This window comes from Mesorhizobium qingshengii, from assembly GCF_900103325.1.
GTDB lineage: Bacteria > Pseudomonadota > Alphaproteobacteria > Rhizobiales > Rhizobiaceae > Mesorhizobium > Mesorhizobium qingshengii.
Window position 1 is genome coordinate 87,120 of record NZ_FMXM01000016.1, and the last position, 13,307, is coordinate 100,426.

Sequence of the window (13,307 nt, forward strand, 5' to 3'; positions counted from 1 at the left end):
GTCCTCACCTGTCCAGAATTGCCGTCAGAGCCCGGCGCAAGTCGGCTGCCGGGTCGCTGCTGATCGCATCCTTGCGCCAGCCGACATGCTGGTCCGGACGCACCAGAAGAATGCCGCTGTCACGCACTTCGCGGGCACGCGCCCAGTCGCCGGAAAAGTCCTGCCAGGGCTGGCGCGGACCTATGAGATGGCCAGTGATGTCGATGCCCAGCTCCTTGCCGACCGTCCTGGCGGCGTCCAGCCAGCCCTGGCCGCCAATGCCGGTCAAAACGGTGAATTTGCCGTGGCCGGTCAGGTCCAGTGTGGAAACCTTGTCGCCCTTGTCGGAGTGAACCCAGACATGTGGCAGCCGGGCGCCTGGCCAGGATGTCGGCTGGTAGTGCAGTTCGGCATCCTTCTCGAAGGCCGGCTCCTTCTGGCCGTCGGTGACGATGGCGTTCGACTTGTAGCGCTGGTTCATCTCGACGCCATGCGCGTCGAATTCATAGACCTTGAAGGCGATGGTCTCGCGGATCCTGGCGCGCTGCGCTTCGGCTGCCGACGTGTCGTCGCAGCGCGCATCCATGTTCGACTGCATCTTCACCGGGTCGATGGAATCGAGCAGGCCGAGCGCCTTGAAGATCGGGCCGAATTCCTCGATCGACTTGTTGGCGCGAGAGACGATCTGTTTGGCGACCGGCGCGCGCTCCTGCGAATAGCTGTCGAGCAGTTTCGGACCGGCCTTGCCCTTGAGGACATGGGCGAGCTTCCAGGCAAGGTTGAAACCGTCCTGGATTGAGGTGTTGGAGCCGAGCCCGTTCGACGGCGGGTGGCGGTGGATGGCATCGCCCATGCAGAAGACGCGACCCTTGGAAGTCTGCGTGGCATACATGTTGTTGACGGTCCAGGTCGACACCGACTGGATCTCGATCTCGAGTTCCGGATCGCCGACAAGGTCGCGCGCCACCTTCCTGGCGAAGGCGTCGTCGACCTTGGGCGCCGGCTGATTGATGTCGTAACCCCAGACGATCAGCCACTCGTTCCACGGCCGGATCATGCGCACCAGGCCCATGCCGATGCCACCGACATCGGCGCCCGGCTGCACCACCCAGTAGAGCACCGAGGGGCGGTGGGCGACGTATTTCGAAAGGTCCGCCTTGAACAGGATGTTCATCGAGCCGCCGACACCCATCTTGCCTTCGAAGGGCAAGCCGGCATGTTCGGCGACCAACGAATTGCCGCCATCGGCGCCGACCAGATATTTTGAGCGGATGGTGATGTCCTTGCCGGTCAAGCGGTCGCGACAGGTTGTGGTGACGCCGTCGGCGTCCTGGACATGCGACAGATACTCCATCGACATGCGTGACTGCGTGCCGCGCGAACAGGCGGTCTTGAACAGCAGCGGCTCCATGAAGGTCTGCGGCAGGTCGTTCATGTGCGAGGGTGATGACAACAGATGCTCGGCGCGGCTGAGCGGGTGCTTGCCCCAGCTGCGCATGCGGCCGATCTCCTCGCCGGCGAGCGATGTGCAGAACACGTTCTCGCCCATCAGATCCTGCTCGGTGGCGTGCATGTAGGCTTCCGTCTCGACATCCTTGCCGAGGTCGCGCAGCACTTCCATGGTGCGCTGGTTGGTGATGTGCGCGCGCGGCGTCGCGGCCAGCCAGCGATAGCGGTTGATGACCATGTTCTCGACCCCATAGGTCGAAAGCAGCGCTGCCGTCGCCGAGCCCGCGGGCCCGGTGCCGATGGTCAGCACGTCGGTAGAAATGTCAGCCATGCGGCCCTCCCTTTTTGGCTACTGGTACAGGTCCACCGATCAGCCGGCGGCGGACCGGAAAAAGCTGGATGCCGGTGCGCTCGGCAAACAGGCCCCACAGGCCGCGCGGCGCAAACAGCATGATGACGATGCCGATCAGCCCGAGGATCAGAAGATACCAGGAGCCATAGTCGGCCAGCAGGTTCTGCAGGATATAGAAGACGATGACGCCGACGATCGGCCCTTCGATGGTGCCAATGCCGCCAATGACGACGATGAAGATGACATAGGCAGTCCAGTCGATGACGGAGAAGGCGGCGTCCGGCGAGATGCGGGCTTTCTGGACATAGATCAGCGCGCCGCAGAGCCCGGTGCCGAAGGCCGCGGCCAGATAGACCAGTGTCTTCATGCGCCGCGCGTCGACGCCGACCGAGCGTGCTGCTTCCTGATTGTCGCGCACGGCGGCGAGCCCCAGTCCCTGCTTGGAGCGCAGCAGGCGGTAGACGAGGCCGATGGTGGCGATGGCCAAGAGCAGCGCCAGCCAGTAGGTGAGGATGTCGCCGGCACCCGACGATTTGACGCCGAACAGCTCACCGATGAGCTTCAGCGCCGGCATATCGCGGGTCGCCTCGCGCGGCAGCGAGGTGCCGGTGCCGCCGCCCAGCATCTTCCATTGCGCCAGCGCCAGGCGAACCACTTCGGCGATGACCCAGCTGCCGATGGCGAAATAGGCGCCCTGCAGGCGAAATAGGAAGAAGGCAGTCGGGATCGCGAGCAGGGCGCTGGCGATACCGGCGAGCAGGATCGCGGCCAGCGGGTCGAACCCGCCGAGGATCACCAGGGCAAACATGGCGTAGGCGCCAAAGCCGACAAAGGCCTGCTGGCCGACCGAGACCAGCCCGGCATAGCCGGCAAGCAGGTTCCAGTTCTGCGCCAGCACCAGCAGGGTGAGGATGAAGAACAGATCCTGCAGCACGCTGCGCGAGAGATACAGCGGTGCGGCCAAGGCGAGCAGGATGATGAGTGCGGCGACGATGGCGAAAGCACTCGATGCTTTCGTCCGCGTTTCAACCTTCCAGCGTGTGAGTGTGAGGTCGGTCATGGCGCTCAATCCACTGCCCTTGGAAAGAGCCCGCGCGGCCTGACAAGGAGCACGACCAGGAAGGCCAGATGCCCGGCCAGGATTTGCCATTCCGGGTTGATCGCGGCGCCAAAAGTCTGCGCGATGCCGATGACGATGCCGCCGAACAGCGTTCCCCAGAGCGAGCCTAGGCCTCCGATGATGACCGCTTCAAAGGCATAGATCAGCCGCGCCGGTCCGATGGTCGGATCGAAATTGGCGCGCGTGCCGAGATAGAGTGCTGCAATCGTCACCACCACCATGGCGATTCCGGTGGCGGTGGCGAAGATTCGTTTCGGCTGGATGCCCATCAATCCGGCGGTGACCGGATCATCAGAGGTGGCGCGAAAGGCGCGGCCGAGCGATGTGCGGTAGAAGAGCTGGTTGAGGCCGACGATCACGGCGATGGCCGAGGCCAGTGTCAGCAGCGGCATGACGCCGACATTGATCGGGCCAAGCGCCACGGACACGGATTCCAGTCCGCCAACCGAGATGCGGCGGCTGTCGGCGGCAAAGCCTTGGAGCAGGCCGTTCTGGATGACGATCGAGAGGCCGAAGGTAACAAGCAGCGGCGGCAGGATGTCGGTGCCGAGCGTGCGGTTGAGCAGGAAGAACTGCAACGCCCAACCGATGGCGAACATCAGCGGCATCGCCAACAGGGCCGCAAGGAACGGATTGAGACCGAGGGCCGAGACCAGCATCAGAATCAGGAAGGCAGCGAGCACGATGAGGTCGCCATGCGCCAGATTGACCAGCCGCATGATGCCGAAGACGAGGCTGAGACCCGCCGCGAACAGGGCATAGAGACCGCCGAGCAGAACGCCCTGAATGATGGTGTCGAGCCAGGCCATGTCAGGCCACCCCGAAATAAGCGGCGTGGATTTTTTCACGCGTCAGCGCAGCCGGGGCACCGGAAAGCGTGATGCGACCTTCCATCATGCAGTAGACGCGGTCCGCGACTTTCAGCGCCTGGCCGATGTCCTGCTCGACCACGACGATCGAAGCACCCGCCGCGCGGATGCGCGGGAAGGCGGTGTAGATATCCCTGATGACGACTGGTGCCAGGCCAAGGCTGATCTCGTCGCACAACAGCACGCGCGGGTTGGACATCAGGGCGCGTCCGATCGCCACCATTTGCTGTTGACCGCCGGACAATGCCGTGCCCGGATTGGCGCGCCTCTCCCTGAGGATCGGGAACAGCTCGTAGACCGTTTCGAGGCTCCAATGCCCGGCAACGGCGCGGCCATAGCGGCCAATGAGAAGGTTCTCTTCGACGCTCAACGAAGGAAACAGCTTTCGCCCCTCCGGCACCATGGCGATGCCGCGCGCGACGATGTCGGGGGCGGGCATCGCGCCGATTTCCTCGCCGTCGAAGAGCACGGCTTTCGGCTGGTTGGTGAGAATGCCCGCAATCGAGCGCATCAGCGTCGTCTTGCCGGCACCGTTGGCGCCGATGATGGCGATGGTCTCGCCCGGGTCGAGCGCGATGTCGACGCCGAACAGTGCCTGGAAGTCGCCATAGTGGGCAGTCAGCCCCTTTGTCTCGAGCAAGGCCATCAGACTTCGATCCCGAGATAGATTTCGCGGACCTCGCGTGACGCCATGACGGCATCGGGTGTGCCCATGCCGATGATCTTGCCGAAATTGAGCACCAGCAGCCGCTCGACGACGGAGTTCAGCGCATGCAGCACATGCTCGATCCAGATGATGGACATGCCGGCTCTGTGGATGGTCCGGATCGTGTCGACCAGCATGCCGCATTCGTCTTCGGTCAGGCCGCCGGCGATTTCATCCAGCAACAGCAGCCGGGGCTCGGTCGCCAGTGCGCGGGCAAGCTCCAGCCGCTTGCGCTGCAGCAGGCTCAGGCCGCCGGCCGGATGGTTGGCGCGGCCGATCAGCCCGGTCTCGACCAGGATCTCGGCGCAGCGGTCGCCAACCTCGGCTTCGGTCTTTTTCGCGCCGAAGGCGCCTGCGACCAGCAGGTTTTCGAACACAGTCAGCTTCTCGAATGGCTGTGGGATCTGGAAGGAGCGGCCGACGCCGGCAAGGCAGCGTTGCATTGGCGGCAGTTTTGTTACGTCGCGACCGTCGAAGACGATGGTGCCGGCGTCTGCGGCGATGTTGCCGGTGATCAGGTTGAACAGCGTCGATTTGCCGGCGCCGTTCGGGCCGATGATGCCGAGTGCCTCGCCCTGCCGCAGCTCGAACGAAACCGCATCGGCGACCGTCAGGGCGCCGAAGCGTTTCGAGACATTGGAAAGCGCGAGGATGGGCATGCGCTCACCGTCCCCCTTGTCGGGAGGGTCGATCGGCAAAGCCGATCGGGTTGCTTCGCACCAGCATTTTTCCTTGGCCCCCAACCCCGTCTTTCTCGCTCCGCCTTGCAAAGCTCGCTCGCCAACCCTCCCCACAAGGGGGAGGGTAAAGTGCCGTCCCACTCACCCGATCACTTCCATCTTGCCGCCTGTCGGGATGGTCGGCGCGGTCTTGTTGTCGGTGATGACGAGATCGTAGCCGCCGCTGTCCTTCAGCCGCCATTGGCCGCCGACCAGCGGCGTCTTGGCAATGTTCTTGGCGGCAAAGGGCGGAAGCTTGGCACCGTCCCAGGCGATCGGCCCGACCAACGTGTCAAGCTTGGTCGCGGCGATCGCCGCCGCTACCTTGTCACCGTCGCCGGCCTCGCCCGCCCGCTTCATGACATCGGCGGCGATCTCGAACAGGGCATGGACAAAGCCGATCGGTTGCGTCCACTGGCGGCCGGTGGCTTTGGTGAAGCCTTGCGCCACCTGCGCCGAGCTTTCGCCGGTCAGCGACGACTTGAACGGATGGTTCGGCGTCCACCAGACTTCCGACGACAGATTGTGGCCGGATTTGCCGAGCGCCTCGACCGATTGCGGGAACAACAGCGCCTTGCCCATCGACGCCACCTTGGGGGTGAAGCCCTGTTGTTTGGCCTGGTTCCAGAAGGTGGTGAAGTCGGGCGGGATCATCACGCCGGTGATGATTTCGCACGATGCGCCCTTGAAGGCGCTGATCTGCGCCGAAAAATCATCGGTCAGGTTCTGGTAGCGGCCGGTGTCGGTCAGCCCGTAGCCGCCCTTGGCCAGCACCGGCGGGAGGCCGACCGTGCCGTCGCCCCAGGCGTTGCCGTCGCCGTCATTGGGAAAGAGACCGCCGACCTTCTTGTTGGTCTCGACCTGCGCCCACATGTTGGTGAAGACGGCAATGACGTCCTCCAGCCCCCAGAAGAAATGATAGGCGTAGTTGAACGGCTTCCACGAGGCTGGGTCGCCGGGATTGCCTTGCTGGCCGATGAACCAGGGCTGCCATGGAGCCACGGTAGACAGACACGGCACTTCTTCGGCTTCGCAGGTGGTGGCGACCGGGTTGGTGGTCTCCGGCGTCGAGGCGACAAGCATCAGATTGACCTTGTCGTTGACGATGAGCTCCTTGGCGACTTCCGCCGCGCGGTTGGGGTTCGACTGGCTGTCCTTGACCACGACCTCGTAGTTGAGGCCAGCCGCCTTGGTGGCTGCCAGGAAGCCGTCGATGATGAATTTGTCGGCCTCGGCGAAGGCCGCGAGCGGGCCGGACTGCGGGCTGACATAGCCGAGCTTGATCGGCGCATTCTGCGCGATCGCCGGCATCGCTAAACCGGATGTGCCGGCAAGCATGCCGGTCGCGGCGGTATTCCTGATGAATTCGCGTCTGGTGATCATTGCTGTTCCTCCCTTTGTTGCCTTCAGCTTTGTTCGTCTTCAGTCCTGCGGGCGTCTTCCCTCCCACGCGTCCTGCAACAGGGCGCGGATTGCGGCGCGGTCGAAGGGCCGCGGATTCCAGTATGGATTCTTGGTGGCAATCTCGGCGGCGCGATCGAGGTCAGCCTGTTTGAAGCCGAGCTCCTGCAATGTGAGTGGCGCCCCGACGGACTTGGCGAAATCGTACAGACCGCTACCGGCGCTGTTACCAAGAATGTCGGCGACCGGCTCGAGCAATTCGGGCACGGCGACGGCGTTGAAGCCGATCGTGTGCGGCAGCATGACCGCATGGGTCTCGGCATGCGGCATGTCGAACGAACCGCCCAGCGTGTGGCAGATCTTGTGGTGCAGCGCCATGCCTACCGTGCCGAGCACGGTGCCGCACAGCCAGGCGCCGTAGAGCGCGTCACCCCGTGCGGCGAGGTTCCTCGGCTCCTTCACCAGCACCGGGAGTGCCGCCTTCAGAGCGCGCAGCCCTTCGGTCGCCATCAGCGTCGAAACCGGGTTGCGGTCCTGCGCGTAGAGCGCCTCGGCGGCATGCGCCATGGCGTTGAGGCCGGAGGTGACGCTCATCGCCACCGGCAGGCCGACGGTCAGTTCCGGATCGTAGATCACCACTTCCGGCAGGATTTTTGCATCACGCACGGTGGTCTTCACGCCGTTCTCGGTCTGGCCGAGGATCGGCGTCACCTCGGAGCCGGCATAGGTGGTCGGGATGACGATCTGCGGCAGGTCGGTGCGATACGCGATCGCCTTGCCGAGGCCCGTGGTCGAGCCGCCACCGAGTGCGACGACGCAGTCGACATTGACATCATGCGCCTTGGCCAATGCAGCCTCGGTCACATCGACCGGCGTATGCATGGCCGCACCCGAGAAGACCCCTGCCGCCAGGGGTCCAAGCCGCTTCGCCAGCGCCTCGCCATCGGCCGCTTGGTGCGGCGTCGACAGCACCAGCGCACGCTTGCAGCCGAGTTTCTCGACCCATGTGCCGACCTCGGATGACGCGCCGTTGCCAAAGACGATATGTGCCGGGCTGCCTGAGTAGGTGAATTGCCTCGTCATGCCGCCAAGTTCCCCTTGCGTGCCATCGCCATGACGAAGCTGAAGTCGAGCGACCAGCCGTCGCCGACGCGTTTGAAGTCGCCGACCAGTTCCGGTTTGACACCGAACAGCGCATCCTCGCCGAGACGCGGATCGCCACGCTCGAACACTTGCGTGGTCAGCGTCTCGAAATTGTCGGCGCGGATGAGAAAATGCAGGTGGGCCGGACGGCTGAGCGGATAATTCAGCCGGCCAAGCATCTGCCCGACCGGGCCGTCATCGGGCACGCCGTAGCCGGTCGGCTTGACCGTGCGGTAGTGGAAACGGCCGTCTCTGTCGGTGATGAAGACGCCGCGCAGGTTGAATTCCGGCTGCAGGTCGGGCTGCTGGTTTTCATAGAATCCTTGCGCATTCGCTTGCCAGGTTTCGACCGTCGAGCCTGGTATCGGCATGCCATCCAAATCGATGACCCGCCCCGAGACGGTGAGCGGCGCACCGACACCATCGAGCGAAATGTTGGTGCCGAGCGGCAGCCTTGGCGCATCGGCGCGATAGAACGGACCGCGCCCGGTGTTGGGCGTGGCGCCACTCGGGCGGCGGGAATTGATGTCCTCGACCAGCGCGGTGACGCCGAGCAGATCCGACAGCAGCACCCATTCCTGCCTCTTGTCGTCGCTGGCGTGGCCGATTTCAGTGAGGAAGGCGATTGCCTGGCGCCAGTCCGAAGCTGTGGGGCGGGTCTCTTTGACGATCTGATGGAGATGGTCAACGACGGTTGCCAGGAAGCGCGGCAACGGCCCGGCCTTAGCCTTCGACAGGCGCTGGGCGACCATCTCGGCGGAGTTGGCCTCGTTGAACGACGGTATGCCGGTCTGTGACATGTTCCTCCCCGGTTTCATCTCACGGAGGAACAATAACGCAGGCCGGACACAAAAATGATGATTTCTGCCTGGTTTTATATACCATATCGTTATGAAGCTCGACGAAAGGCATTTGATCCAGCTGGCGGCCGTAGTGCAGGCCGGCGGCGTCACCGAGGGAGCGGCTCTTGTCGGCTTGTCGCAGCCGGCGGTGTCGCGCACGCTGTCGATGCTGGAGAAGCGGCTGGGCGAACCACTGTTTCTCAGAGGCCGCCGACCCTTGCAGCCGACGCCGCTCGGCCGGGCACTGGCCGATCATGGCCAAGTGATGCTGGCGGCATCGCGCAAAGCCTCCGACATCGTGGCCAATTTCAGCCAGGGCCGCTCCGGCGTGGTGCGAGTCGGTGGCACGCCGTTCTTCATGGACGCGCTGATCTCCGGCATGATCGCCGACTTCCAGAACGCCTATCCGGATGTGCGCGTCGACCAGAGCTACGGCTATCTCTCGGATCTGCGCGCCGCGATCAACGCCGACCGCATCGATCTTGCCGTGTGTCCGATCGACATCCTGGAAGAAGGGTCGGGCATGGAATTCCGCGAAATCCTGCCCGGCCGCAATGTCGTTGCCTGTCGCGCAACGCATCCGTTGCTGCTGCGGCGCAAGCTGAAGACCGGAGACCTGCTCGACTATCCCTGGATCGCGCCGCCGCCCGGCAGCCCGCTGCTGGAGGATATGCGTAGCCTGCTGCTGTCGCTTGGCGCCACCGAGATAAAGATCCGCTATTCCGGCGGTTCGCTGACCAGTGCCATCAACTACATGAAGGAAACCGATGCGCTGACCGTGCTGCCGCACAGCGTGGTCTTCGCCTTTCGCAAGGACAAGGCGATCACCGCACTGCCGGTCGCGATCCCGCACCCCGAGCGGGCGCTCGGCCTGCTCAGGCTCGCCGATACGCCACGTGCGCCGGCCGTCGATGCCTTCGCCAAGCACATCCGTCTGGGTTTCGACAACCTCAAGCACCTGATCAAGCGCCATGAGCAGGCGGTTGTCTGGGGCGCTTAGTGCCTGGCGCTATCTAGACCGGTTGTTCTTTGTAAAACATGCCCTTCGAGCGTGGATCGCTGCTCGTCTCGAGTTGATAAGCCAACACCGAAACAGGCATTACCGAGGAATTTTGCAAACACGAAGTTGGCAACAAAGTGTTTCTCCATACCAATACAGAAACATTTTGAAATCTTTTGACACGTTTTGCAAAAATCGGCGGGAAACCACAACAATGCCTGCAAGGACCAGCGCAATAGACATTGATTTCGACAGATTTCCGTATAAAAATCTTTCGAAACGAGGACGTTGTCCTTTGCAAGGCCAAACGAATTTGCTATAGCAGCGCCATATATATGCGAGCCACTATTCCCCGGTAGCTCAGCGGTAGAGCAACTGGCTGTTAACCGGTTGGTCGCCTGGTTCGAATCCGGCCCGGGGAGCCACTTCAGATCAAAACTGCGAACGCCGCTTGCACGCGGTTCCACTCCAGAGCCGCCTTGCTCCGTGGCGAGCGTCTGCAGGTGTTTGATGTTGGACCTGGCGATCCGTATTTCGACATCTCCCACTTCAATCCGCTGCACTAGACTCGCTCCCTATCAGATCGACCCCGACGGGCGGCATCTGAAAGGCAAGAGCAACGTCGCCGATTTGCAAGTCGGGGCCGCAATCTGCCGCTTTGACCAAGGCACCCCCTTTTTCTACGCGCAAGACATGCAAAGTTCATGGACTTGCAGAAAGCCGGAGCCGTGAGCTCGCTGGGGGCTATGCGACGTTCGTTGATCTACATCAAGACCGAGGCGCGCCATTCGGATTAGATGGATTCAGATGATCGAAAGCGCTCCCCGAATCGGCTGCAATCGTTGCAAAGGGCCACTTTGCAACGTCAGTAGGCCGCACGGGCTTGACCTCTTATCTTGCCCCAATTGCGGGGTTTCCGACACGTACGACAACGTGATGCTTGAACTCGACCAGCGCACTGCGGACGCACTTTCGCGTGCTCTCAACCGACCTGTCCCGTCAAGGGACTACCGTTTCGCCCTTCTCTTTCGGCAGGTGATCTCGAAACCGGCAAACTCAACGAGCGGTGCCGCTAATGACGGATCCCTTCCGGTCAGGCAGAAGAGGAATCGAACCCCGCAAGGGCGCGCCTGACGATTTCAGCGAACCGGAACAGCAGTGCATGGCGCTGGCCACAGGGAAGCGCCAGGACGCGCGGGGCGCTTCGGCGGCGTAGAGGATAGCGGCCAGCAAGAAACGCGCGCTGGCGCAGCCGCATCTGGAACCTAATATTCGCGCGCAGCTTATCGCCGCATGAGCACACGCGGTATCAACTTCCTCCATCAATGGCTTGCCACAACGTCCCTGAGACGACGGAGGCGGATGTCATCTCCGTCGATGAGCTCACGCATAAGCTGATTGCCGACGCCAAGGCGCTCGGGCTCAAGCGAGAAGAGATCGACGAGGAGGTCGACAGCCTCTATCAAACGATCCTCGACGCGATTGTGCATTTCGAGCCTGGCTTGACCGAATAGCCGTTGCCACCGAGCCCCAGACGAGGAATATAGTCCTTCCGTTGCGGCGACCCCTTCAATGGAGATCGCCATGTCCCAAAAGACCCTCGCCGACACGTTGGCCGCCCGTGAGACGATGTACGTCGATTGCGGGCATCCGATGTGCTGCAAATCGACTGAACTCGACATCCAGGCGCTGATCGACCGGCTCGGCGCCGATCATGGCAGGATCTCGTCGGGCTCTTCAGCTGCTCGAGTTGCAAGGCCGCGGGCCGAGATCGTCGGCCGGTCTTCTTCACGGTAGTTCCTGATTACGAAGGCCAGAGCGGGAGCGGAATCGCGACTGGAAGCCGACCTTCGATCGAAGTGCATTGGAACGTAAGTGATCGACAAAGGTTTGTGCTTGCGGCGGCCGATGCTCCCTCAGTTTCGTCTGCCGAAGATCGGGTCTAAACACCTAGATCGGCCCGCCGCTGCCGTGAATGGGGCGGCGGGCGAAGGAGATCGGCGACAAGGTGAGAGTGGAGGAGATCACGCCGAAGCCGAAGAAGCGCTAGCGTGCTGTCTCTTGTGTGGTCGCGGAATGCGTTTATGGCGCGATCACGTGCGGGATAGCGTGGCCGCGTGCACGTCCAGAAAACCCCTTGCTAAGAGCGAGCATCCAACGGCGGCGGCATCGAAGGCCCGGACATGATCGGTCGTAAAGCTGTGGCTTGCATTCGAACAATATCGCCCGTGCCACCAGGTCAGCCGGTTCACACAAATCCTTGAATTTGTCGATGCCGGCGCCAAGGCAGCCTTCGAAGGCTTCTCGCTTGGTAGTTTCAGCGCCCGCGGCGCAGACTGTCGCAGCCATCACCAACGAACAGAGCATCGCTTTCATTGTTGAAGCATCGCGCGCGCAAGCTCCGCCCCCGCAAGGGCGCGCTTGACGAAACGGATGCCGGCAGGCGGTCAAGTCGTAGGTTTATTCTTCGAAGCCAGATATTCCCGGCAGCTCTTGCCAAGCGCAAGCCTGCTGCCTCACGGTGGCGGGCTTATTCCTTGTGCAGGACGATATACCGACTGCTCACCACATCCACCCCTGTGCCCCGCGTGACGACGACCGTCCTATACCCGGCAGGGAGGGAACCAGCAGCGGACGGGTCGACCGAGCGGCATCTTCCGAGAACTTCCCCGTTTGGGGGCACCTGCGAGCCTGTTGGCCAAAGCTACCTGGCATTCGTCAAGGGATACGAACTTGGCCGGTGAAGGTTCGAAAGGTTTGCAGACAGCATGGCCGGGACTGCAAGAGAGCAAAACCATCACTGCAGCAGAGGTCGGATCCATCTTTGAAGCTCCATCTCGAACGAGCCTCAACGCGATATAATGATGTTTGTTGCATTTTAAGCTGACGGGCGCCGCCTCGGCGCATCCGTTTCAGACCCGCACGGTGGCGGGCATCTAGTTCTGGAGGCTGGCGTATGCAATTCGCGTCTTTTCATGGCCTGCGAGGAACATCCACCTGTGATTGGCAACGTCGTGCGCCGATTCCCATATCGCAGGAATTTGCCCGTACAGTTCTGATGCAGTCGGCGTCAAAAGATACACAACCGCCTTGCGATCTTCGGTAGTGCGGCAAATGAGAGCCATCTCCTCAGGGCAGCCGTAAGCGACAAACAGCCGCTCAAACTGATCTTGGATGTCGCCGTTCTCAGCATATGGGACATTGCATTTCACGAATTCCATAGATCGTCCCCATGTCGCATCCATGTCGCATGGACTAGCGGAGTGTGACAGGGAACCCTTGGAAATCAACGGTAGCCACTTGCAACATGGACGCGACATGGGAGGATGCAACGGCCAACTTGTCACCCGCATATGTGTTTGATTTTATTGGGGAAAGTGGTGGTACCGTTGGCTGGGATCGAACCAGCGACCTCCGGATCCACAATCCGGCGCTCTAACCATCTGAGCTACAACGGCACGTTTGCCGAGCCAGACCAAGGTGGAAAGTTCGCTCTCCATGATCCGCTCTGTCGTTCGGCGATGCGTCCTTACGGGCTAATGGATCTTAATTCAAGACTTTTGCTCGGCAAAGGTCTCTTCCCCACAACGGCATCGACTTTTCGTCGGACAAAGAAAAAGGCCGGCGGGAGGAGGTGCCGGCCTTTTCCTGTTACGAGCCAGCGGGAGGAGGTGCTGGCTGGTCACCCCGGAGAGCAGAGGGAGGAGGTTCCACTTGCCGGGTATTC

Annotated in this window: 11 protein-coding genes, 2 tRNA genes and 1 pseudogene; 4 read left to right on the forward strand and 10 right to left on the reverse strand. The window is 62.2% G+C overall.

The genetic code is table 11. The features are described 5' to 3' along the window. Nucleotides 1-4 precede the first annotated feature (4 nt). From BLS48_RS23330 to BLS48_RS23365, 8 genes are all read right to left on the reverse strand, one after another. Complete coding sequence (locus tag BLS48_RS23330; RefSeq protein WP_091582729.1) at nucleotides 5-1,759, reverse strand: FAD-dependent oxidoreductase; 1,755 nt, start codon at nucleotides 1,757-1,759, stop codon at nucleotides 5-7. Continuing rightward, on the reverse strand, nucleotides 1,752-2,840 hold the full coding sequence (locus tag BLS48_RS23335) for a branched-chain amino acid ABC transporter permease (RefSeq protein ID WP_091582731.1): 1,089 nt from the start codon (nucleotides 2,838-2,840) through the stop codon (nucleotides 1,752-1,754). Before BLS48_RS23335 ends, BLS48_RS23330 begins: the two co-directional genes overlap by 8 nt. A gap of 5 nt (nucleotides 2,841-2,845) precedes the next feature. Beyond that, complete coding sequence (locus tag BLS48_RS23340; RefSeq protein ID WP_091582734.1) at nucleotides 2,846-3,709, reverse strand: branched-chain amino acid ABC transporter permease; 864 nt, start codon at nucleotides 3,707-3,709, stop codon at nucleotides 2,846-2,848. A 1-nt stretch (nucleotide 3,710) separates the two neighbouring features. Then, the gene (locus BLS48_RS23345) at nucleotides 3,711-4,415 is read right to left on the reverse strand and encodes an ABC transporter ATP-binding protein (protein ID WP_091582736.1); all 705 of its coding nucleotides are present in this window, start codon (nucleotides 4,413-4,415) and stop codon (nucleotides 3,711-3,713) included. Continuing rightward, entirely contained in the window at nucleotides 4,415-5,134 is a 720-nt protein-coding gene (locus BLS48_RS23350; RefSeq protein WP_091582881.1) for an ABC transporter ATP-binding protein, read from the reverse strand. The genes BLS48_RS23345 and BLS48_RS23350 overlap by 1 nt, the downstream gene beginning before the upstream one ends. 162 nt (nucleotides 5,135-5,296) lie before the next feature. After that, a complete protein-coding gene (locus BLS48_RS23355) occupies nucleotides 5,297-6,577 on the reverse strand; it encodes an ABC transporter substrate-binding protein (protein ID WP_091582739.1) in 1,281 nt (426 codons plus the stop codon). A 39-nt stretch (nucleotides 6,578-6,616) separates the two neighbouring features. Then, on the reverse strand, nucleotides 6,617-7,678 hold the full coding sequence (locus BLS48_RS23360) for a maleylacetate reductase (RefSeq protein ID WP_091582742.1): 1,062 nt from the start codon (nucleotides 7,676-7,678) through the stop codon (nucleotides 6,617-6,619). Further along, nucleotides 7,675-8,538, reverse strand: a complete 864-nt coding sequence (locus tag BLS48_RS23365; RefSeq protein ID WP_091582744.1) for a dioxygenase family protein — start codon at nucleotides 8,536-8,538, stop codon at nucleotides 7,675-7,677. Before BLS48_RS23365 ends, BLS48_RS23360 begins: the two co-directional genes overlap by 4 nt. Before the next feature lie 91 nt (nucleotides 8,539-8,629). Between BLS48_RS23365 and BLS48_RS23370 the strand changes: the two genes are divergently transcribed. The 4 genes and pseudogenes from BLS48_RS23370 (at nucleotide 8,630) to BLS48_RS23385 (ending at nucleotide 11,377) form a co-directional block, all read left to right on the forward strand. Then, nucleotides 8,630-9,580 (forward strand): LysR family transcriptional regulator, encoded by a 951-nt coding sequence (locus tag BLS48_RS23370; RefSeq protein WP_091582746.1) that lies wholly within the window; start codon nucleotides 8,630-8,632, stop codon nucleotides 9,578-9,580. A 349-nt stretch (nucleotides 9,581-9,929) separates the two neighbouring features. Further along, a tRNA-Asn gene (locus tag BLS48_RS23375) sits at nucleotides 9,930-10,005 on the forward strand. 868 nt (nucleotides 10,006-10,873) lie between these two features. Then, a pseudogene (locus BLS48_RS23380) lies at nucleotides 10,874-11,094 on the forward strand (DUF768 domain-containing protein). A 70-nt stretch (nucleotides 11,095-11,164) separates the two neighbouring features. Further along, complete coding sequence (locus tag BLS48_RS23385; protein WP_143019483.1) at nucleotides 11,165-11,377, forward strand: hypothetical protein; 213 nt, start codon at nucleotides 11,165-11,167, stop codon at nucleotides 11,375-11,377. Between the two features lie 1,139 nt (nucleotides 11,378-12,516). Here BLS48_RS23385 and BLS48_RS23395 read toward each other — a convergent pair. Next, nucleotides 12,517-12,801, reverse strand: a complete 285-nt coding sequence (locus tag BLS48_RS23395) for a hypothetical protein (protein ID WP_091582753.1) — start codon at nucleotides 12,799-12,801, stop codon at nucleotides 12,517-12,519. Nucleotides 12,802-12,961: 160 nt separating this feature from the next. Then, a tRNA-His gene (locus tag BLS48_RS23400) sits at nucleotides 12,962-13,038 on the reverse strand. Nucleotides 13,039-13,307: the final 269 nt, after the last annotated feature.

Coding starts and splice junctions, on each gene's coding strand:
- BLS48_RS23330 (WP_091582729.1), bottom strand. CDS start 1,759: ATGGCTGACATTTCTACCGACGTGCTGACCATCGGCACCGGGCCCGCG.
- BLS48_RS23335 (WP_091582731.1), bottom strand. CDS start 2,840: ATGACCGACCTCACACTCACACGCTGGAAGGTTGAAACGCGGACGAAA.
- BLS48_RS23340 (WP_091582734.1), bottom strand. CDS start 3,709: ATGGCCTGGCTCGACACCATCATTCAGGGCGTTCTGCTCGGCGGTCTC.
- BLS48_RS23345 (WP_091582736.1), bottom strand. CDS start 4,415: ATGGCCTTGCTCGAGACAAAGGGGCTGACTGCCCACTATGGCGACTTC.
- BLS48_RS23350 (WP_091582881.1), bottom strand. CDS start 5,134: ATGCCCATCCTCGCGCTTTCCAATGTCTCGAAACGCTTCGGCGCCCTG.
- BLS48_RS23355 (WP_091582739.1), bottom strand. CDS start 6,577: ATGATCACCAGACGCGAATTCATCAGGAATACCGCCGCGACCGGCATG.
- BLS48_RS23360 (WP_091582742.1), bottom strand. CDS start 7,678: ATGACGAGGCAATTCACCTACTCAGGCAGCCCGGCACATATCGTCTTT.
- BLS48_RS23365 (WP_091582744.1), bottom strand. CDS start 8,538: ATGTCACAGACCGGCATACCGTCGTTCAACGAGGCCAACTCCGCCGAG.
- BLS48_RS23370 (WP_091582746.1), top strand. CDS start 8,630: ATGAAGCTCGACGAAAGGCATTTGATCCAGCTGGCGGCCGTAGTGCAG.
- BLS48_RS23385 (WP_143019483.1), top strand. CDS start 11,165: ATGTCCCAAAAGACCCTCGCCGACACGTTGGCCGCCCGTGAGACGATG.
- BLS48_RS23395 (WP_091582753.1), bottom strand. CDS start 12,801: ATGGAATTCGTGAAATGCAATGTCCCATATGCTGAGAACGGCGACATC.